Raw genomic sequence first — 6,826 nt, 5'->3', positions numbered from 1 at the left:
TATGGCAACTACTTTTAATTTATCTATAGTACCATTTCTAAATACTTTATTTTTTACAATGGTTTTTATTATATGTTTATGAATTTCTTTTAATCCATCTAAATCAAAATCACTTAAGGAGCGCCTAACGGCATCAATGCGTGGCATTTTAGTTTTTTTAGGTATTACTTTTTTAAACTTGCCTTTTTTAAGCCAATGTTCTAATCTATTGAAACTTCTTATCTGAAGCATAAATCCAAATAACACCACGAAGGTAATTGTTGAAATTTTTACATCAGATTTTATTCTTTTATCTTTTAAGTTATTGATTTTTTCACCTATATCGTATACCTTATTAATATAAGTAAGTAATTGTTTTAAATAACTTTTACTCATTTTATCAGCATCCTTTTTAAGTTGGTTTCTAGTAAAAACTATTATAAAAAGGATGCTTTTATTATGCAAATTTTTTCTCTAAAATTTCCAGCAAAAATCAGAATTTATGGTTTTTAACCTAACCCTCAATCATTCATTATAAATCAGCGGGCTCACGCCCCAAAAATTTTTAAGCGCTAAACTTCTGGCTAAAAGTAAAATATTTTTAATATTTTTGTGCAAAATATATATAACTAATGATTTAAATAAGGAGTGATTAAACATGAGTGAAAATAGACCCGAAAAAGAAAGATCAAGTATTGGAAACTATTTAATTAGACTAGTAGTAACTGCTGTAGTTGTGAGTATAACAGCATTTTTAACTCCTGGCTTTACTATTGATGGATTATGGCCATTACTATTAGCTTCAGTGGTAATAAGTGTATTAGACTATTTAGTAGAAAGATTTATGAAAATCGATGCTTCTCCCTTTGGCAAAGGTATAAAGGGCTTTTTAATTGCAGCTTTAATACTTTACTTAACACAATTTATAGTACCTACTATGAGAGTTACCATATTAGGTGCAATAATTGCAGCTGTCATTATTGGAATAGTAGATGCTATAATACCAGGTAGAGTTATGTAACTTTATTATGACACCTATAAAAATATACTCTTATTAAAATTACTATAAAAATAAAAGGAATTACAAATATTCGTAATTCCTTTTATTTTATTGATGAAATCCGTGTAATTATATGATATAATGTCGAATTGAGTATGAAAATTTAAATAAAGGGTGGAATTAATGTGATTAATATATTGAATGTTAGTTTAAGATATGGTGAAAGAAAACTTTTTGAAGATGTAAATTTAAAATTTACTCCTGGTAATTGCTACGGAGTAATAGGTGCAAACGGTGCTGGGAAAAGTACTTTTTTAAAGATATTGTCTGGCGAAATAGAACCTAATACTGGTGAAGTTGTTGTTGCTCCTGGCACTAGAATGTCCGTTTTAAAACAGGACCACTATGAATATGACCAATATGAAGTTTTAGAAACAGTTATTATGGGAAATAAAAGATTATACGATATTATAAAGGAAAAAGATGCTCTATATGCAAAACCTGATTTTAGCGATGAAGATGGAATTAAAGCTTCTGAACTTGAATGTGAATTTGCAGAATTAAACGGCTGGGAAGCTGAATCCGAAGCCTCTTCTCTTCTTCAAGGTTTAGGTATAGATACAGATTTACATTACAAAAAAGTAGAGGAATTATCTGGTGGTGAAAAAGTTAAGGTATTACTTGCACAGGCTTTATTTGGAAATCCTGGAATACTAGTCTTGGACGAGCCTACAAACCATTTAGATATAAAATCTATAAATTGGTTAGAAGAGTTTCTAATTGACTTTGAAGGAACTGTAATTGTAGTATCCCACGATAGACACTTCTTAAATAAAGTTTGTACTCACATGGCAGATGTGGACTTTGGTAAAATCAAACTATACGTTGGAAACTACGATTTTTGGTATGAATCTAGCCAATTAGCTCTTCAAATGGCTAAAGATCAAAATAAGAAAAAAGAAGAAAAGATTAAAGAACTTCAAGAATTTATTGCTCGTTTTAGTGCAAATGCTTCTAAATCTAAACAAGCTACTTCTCGTAAAAAGTTATTAGACAAAATTAATCTAGATGATATTCAACCATCTAGTAGAAGATATCCTTATGTTGGCTTTAAACCGGAAAGAGAAGTAGGTAATGATATACTTACAGTAGAAGGATTAACTAAAACTATTGATGGAGTTAAAGTACTAGATAACGTAAGCTTCATTGTTTCAAAAGGTGATAAAATCGCTTTTGTAGGGCATAACGAAATAGCAAATACTACATTATTTAAAATACTATCTGGAGAAATGGAACCTGACAGCGGTTCATATAAATGGGGTATTACCATTACAACTTCATATTTTCCTAAAGATAACTCAGAATTTTTTAATGGTGTAGATTTATCCCTTGTAGATTGGCTTCGTCAATTCTCAGAAGAAAAATCTGAAAGCTACTTAAGAGGATTTTTAGGTAAGATGTTATTCTCAGGTGAAGAAGCTCTAAAAAAGGCCAATGTACTTTCTGGTGGTGAGAAGGTTAGATGCATGCTTTCTAAGATGATGCTAAGCACTGCAAATGTACTTATGTTAGATCAACCTACTAATCATTTAGACCTTGAATCTATTACAGCTTTAAACAATGGTTTAAAAGACTATAAAAGCAATATTTTATTTACCTCTCACGACCATCAATTTATTGAAACCATTGCAAATAGAATTATTGAAATTAAATCTACTGGCATTATAGATAAAAAGATGACTTATGATGAATATCTTGAAAGTATAGGTTTGTAAAAACTCTTAATTCAACTTTCGAAGTTATAAAATAAAAAAATAAAACTTGCAGTTAATAGGTAATAGCTAAGAAGTAAAAAGTAAGAAGTAAGAGTTAATGATAAAACTCTAGGAGTTTTATCATTAATTTGTACTTCTTACTTCTCACTTAATTCTTATCCACTCCGCAAATTCCCATCTTACGTTCTAAATTTTAAATTAAGAACATTTATTTACCTAATGTAAAGCTTAAAATTTATATGCGAAAATTAAGTTATTAATATTTTACCTCATATATTCATAATCTTAAGTTATGAAAAATATATAGTAGTAATAAGATTTTGTATAGGGGGAATTTATTTTGAGTAAAATTGATTATGAAATGCATAAAAGAGATAAATACGCTGATCCTTCTCCATATCCTGAAGTAAGAGTACTTCGTCCCAACCTTTATTATGCTTCTATATTAATGGATGACTATGCAGGAATGGTTAGTGAATTTACTGCTATTAGTCAATATTTATATCATTATTTCTTTTTTAAAGATATTAATGATGAATTAGGAGAACTTTTAGAAAATGTATCCATAACAGAAATGCTTCATATGGAAATATTAGCTGATGTGATAAAAAAATTAGGCGGCAATCCAGTAATCAGAGGCTCTTATAGCACCTGTGGCAACTTTTGGAATGGAAGCTTTGTTTATTATGGCATAACCCTTTGTGAAAGGTTAAAAGCCGATATAGACTCTGAATATAAAGCTATAGAAGAATACCAAAAGCATATATTTATAATTGAAGACCCATACATTAAAGCAATACTTCAAAGAATAATCCTAGATGAAAAAGTTCATATAAATCTTTTCAATGATGCACTAAAAAAATTTTGTGGTATTGTTTATAGACCTCTTAATCAATGATATTTATACTAATTTTAATAAAAAACAATAAAATAAATACTAAAATATAAAAATATGTAAAAATAATAGTGTGAAAATTTGCAAAAATCATATTTTTGAATTATAATCTAATTAATACATAAATTTAAATATTATTTCTTAGAAAATAACAAATTTAAATTTAGTATTAATAATTTATATAATGTATGAAAAAATTCCATTAGCAGCTACAGTTTAAATAAATTGATGGGTGGATTGGAGGGCTAGATACCATGAGCAATATTGAAGCCATGAATTTAAGAAGATCTGTAAGAAGATATACAGATCAACCCATATCTAGGTCTCACATGGATGCAATAAAATGGTTCGTAACTGAGATATCTCCCCTTAATGATATCCCCTTTGACATTATATTTTTCGAAAATGGTAAATTAATTTCTGAATCATTTAAGGGTATTGCAAATATGTACTCTAAAGTAATAGCACCTCATTACATTGCTATTACTTCCAAAGAAGCACCTGGATATCTTGAAAATGTTGGTTTTATAGGTGAACAATTAGTACTTAAACTAACCGCATTAGGCATAGGGAGTTGTTGGCTAGGACGCTCCATTGAACAAAAATATTTTAACCAAATTTCTTCTATAAAAACTAATCAATCTTATGTTATTTTAATATCCTTCGGATATGCTATGGAAGATTTATACCCTATTTCTAAACGAAATAGATTAAATATAGAAGATTTTGTTCAGGGGGACATAAAAGAAAACTTTATGCCCATATTAAATGCTTTAAGAATAGCTCCTTCGGCTGTTAATTCACAGCCTTGGCGAATATTTATAGAAAAAAATACCATGCACCTATATATGAAAACTAAAAATTTTATTACTGAAAAATTATTAGCTAGAATGAATCTTATAGATATGGGCATAGGTATTTGCCATATAATTAAGTGTGCTGAGGAAATAGGTTTTAAAACTTCTATTTTTAAAGACACAACTTTAAGTAAGAGAAATCTTAAATATATACTAAGTGTAAAATTTTCTAATTAATATGCAAACTCAAATTTCCTAAATTTCTTATTTTTTTACCTTCTTTAATTATTAAAATCTCCAATATACCATTAATAATACCAAATTATAAATAGGGATTATTAATGGGACATTGGAGATTTTTAAATTTACAATTTAATGTAAGCAATTTAAGCTTTTATACAAAATTTTATTTTATAACTGCTAAAGTTGAATAATTAATGTATATTATACAATGCTATTTTATATTTCTACTTCCTGGTTTTATATATGGTATATTTTCCTTACATAGTGGACATGTTTCTTTTTCATAACTTTTAATTTCTATTTTTGTAGAACTATATATAGTATAAGGCATATCACTTTCTCCTCTATCAGCTATGCAACAAATGCCTACCACTTCTCCACCTAATTCTTCTAGCAATCTTGCTGTTTCCATAGAAGATTTTCCTGTAGTTATTACATCTTCAGTTATTAATATCCTTTGTCCTTTTTGTATCTGAAACCCTCTTCTTAAATCCATTTTTCCATCTACTCTTTCAGTAAATATAGCAGGTTTCCCTGTCTGTCTTCCTATTTCATATGCAACTATAACCCCTCCCATGGCAGGTCCTACAACTATATCAAATTCCACATCTTTTATTTTATCTACAACCACTTTCAAAACTTTCTCTGCTTTATCTGGATATTGAAGTAATTTCGCACACTGTACATATCTATTACTATGTTTTCCACTAGACAATAAAAAGTGTCCTTCTAAAAGAGCATCACATTCCTTTAATGTATCTATAACCATATTATTCATTATAATTCCTCCCAATATTTATATTTTTAAATTTATTAATGTTTTATTTCTGTTTCATACATATATAAAACTTATAACTGAATTTTATTTTATAGCTTTAAGTTTTATATTATCTTAATAAAGAAAACTTCTAATTTAAAATTTACTTTATACTCATTTTAAGTTGTGATAGTGAACTAATATGTTTTCTTTCCATAAATTCTTCTATGCCTTTAATTATTTCTAAGCAAACGTATGGATTTGAAAAATTTACTGTTCCTATTTGTACTGCTGAAGCTCCTGCCATTAGAAATTCCACTGCATCCTTCCAGCTTTCTATTCCTCCCATGCCTACCACAGGTACATGAACATTTTCACAAACCTCATATACCATTCTCAAGGCTATAGGCTTTATACAAGGACCTGAAAGTCCTGCAAATACATTTTTAAACACTGGTTTACCAGTATTTATATCTATTGCCATAGCTTTAAATGTATTTACCAATGAAAGTGCGTCTGCCCCTGCTTCTTCACATTTTAATGCCATATGTACTATATTTTCTGCATTGGGTGAAAGCTTCACCATAAGAGGTTTTTTACATATTTTTTTTACTTCCTTAACCACATTGTAGGCAACCTCTGATTTTATACCAAAGGCCATACCCCCTTCTTTCACATTTGGGCAAGATATATTAAGCTCTATCATTTGAACCTCTGTATTATTTAACTTTTCTACACCTTCTAAATAATCTTCTAAATTATTTCCTCCAAGATTAGCTATAATATTTGTTCCTAATTCTTTCATTTGGGGAAGCTCTTTTTTTATAAATAAATCCACTCCAGGATTTTGAAGTCCAACACTGTTCATCATTCCAGCTCTAGTTTCATGAACCCTCACACCAGCATTGCCTGCTTTTTCATTTAGAGTTAATCCCTTTGAACATATACCACCTAATTTTTCTACAGGGTATAGCTTATTGAACTCTTGTCCAAAACCAAAGGTTCCTGAAGCTGCAATAACAGGATTTTTGAACTTAACACCGCATATACTTAAAGAAGTATCCATATTACTCATATATTATCAAATCCTCTCACAGTTTTAGAAGTCATTAAAATATTTCTTATTTTAACATATTTTACTTTTTAATATTTTTATGTTTTTACTTAACTTCTTTAATTTAAGAAGTTGAAATACCAATTGTAGATTCAAATTCCTTGACAGGAATATAGTTACAGTGTTTCACACTATATTTGTCCTATAAATAACTTGAAAATTTTTCTAAGAAGCTAATTTCAGCTCATCAAGTATTAATTCTATGGGTACATTGTTTTTAGCTTGCTCATAAATAAAATGCACTAATTCTTTAGCCGCTAGGCTTT

At 28.7% G+C, this 6,826-nt stretch carries 7 protein-coding genes; 4 read left to right on the top strand and 3 right to left on the bottom strand.

Translation table 11 applies throughout. The features are described from left to right. A partial coding sequence (locus FGK85_RS14150) for a hypothetical protein (protein WP_341472459.1) occupies positions 1 to 375 on the bottom strand: 375 nt, incomplete at its 3' end. A 262-nt stretch (positions 376 to 637) separates the two neighbouring features. Here FGK85_RS14150 and FGK85_RS14145 point away from each other — a divergent pair. From FGK85_RS14145 to FGK85_RS14130, 4 genes are all read left to right on the top strand, one after another. Then, positions 638 to 1,000, top strand: coding sequence for a phage holin family protein (locus FGK85_RS14145; RefSeq protein WP_138207698.1), 363 nt, complete (start codon positions 638 to 640; stop codon positions 998 to 1,000). A gap of 164 nt (positions 1,001 to 1,164) precedes the next feature. Then, positions 1,165 to 2,754: an ABC-F family ATP-binding cassette domain-containing protein gene (locus tag FGK85_RS14140; protein WP_138207696.1), complete on the top strand. Its 1,590-nt coding sequence runs from the start codon at positions 1,165 to 1,167 to the stop codon at positions 2,752 to 2,754. Positions 2,755 to 3,094: 340 nt separating this feature from the next. Next, complete coding sequence (locus FGK85_RS14135) at positions 3,095 to 3,652, top strand: ferritin-like domain-containing protein (protein ID WP_138207694.1); 558 nt, start codon at positions 3,095 to 3,097, stop codon at positions 3,650 to 3,652. A 251-nt stretch (positions 3,653 to 3,903) separates the two neighbouring features. Next, positions 3,904 to 4,683 carry a nitroreductase family protein gene (locus FGK85_RS14130; protein ID WP_138207692.1) on the top strand — a complete coding sequence of 260 codons (780 nt, stop codon included), beginning with the start codon at positions 3,904 to 3,906 and terminating at the stop codon, positions 4,681 to 4,683. 217 nt (positions 4,684 to 4,900) lie between these two features. Here FGK85_RS14130 and pyrE read toward each other — a convergent pair whose 3' ends face one another. After that, the gene (gene pyrE, locus FGK85_RS14125; RefSeq protein ID WP_138207690.1) at positions 4,901 to 5,467 is read right to left on the bottom strand and encodes an orotate phosphoribosyltransferase; all 567 of its coding nucleotides are present in this window, start codon (positions 5,465 to 5,467) and stop codon (positions 4,901 to 4,903) included. A gap of 142 nt (positions 5,468 to 5,609) precedes the next feature. Further along, the gene (locus FGK85_RS14120; RefSeq protein WP_138207700.1) at positions 5,610 to 6,512 is read right to left on the bottom strand and encodes a dihydroorotate dehydrogenase; all 903 of its coding nucleotides are present in this window, start codon (positions 6,510 to 6,512) and stop codon (positions 5,610 to 5,612) included. Between the last annotated feature and the right edge of the window lie 314 nt (positions 6,513 to 6,826).

Origin of the sequence: Haloimpatiens lingqiaonensis (assembly GCF_901447495.1) — a bacterium.
GTDB lineage: Bacteria > Bacillota > Clostridia > Clostridiales > Clostridiaceae > Haloimpatiens > Haloimpatiens lingqiaonensis.
Note: the sequence above shows the minus strand (reverse complement) of the source record. Positions and strands in the feature narration are given on the sequence as shown.

Bases quoted from the DNA above. Each gene is read 5' to 3' on its own strand.
- FGK85_RS14145 (WP_138207698.1), top strand. From the start codon at position 638: ATGAGTGAAAATAGACCCGAAAAAGAAAGATCAAGTATTGGAAACTAT.
- pyrE (WP_138207690.1), bottom strand. From the start codon at position 5,467: ATGAATAATATGGTTATAGATACATTAAAGGAATGTGATGCTCTTTTA.
- FGK85_RS14120 (WP_138207700.1), bottom strand. From the start codon at position 6,512: ATGGATACTTCTTTAAGTATATGCGGTGTTAAGTTCAAAAATCCTGTT.
- FGK85_RS14130 (WP_138207692.1), top strand. From the start codon at position 3,904: ATGAGCAATATTGAAGCCATGAATTTAAGAAGATCTGTAAGAAGATAT.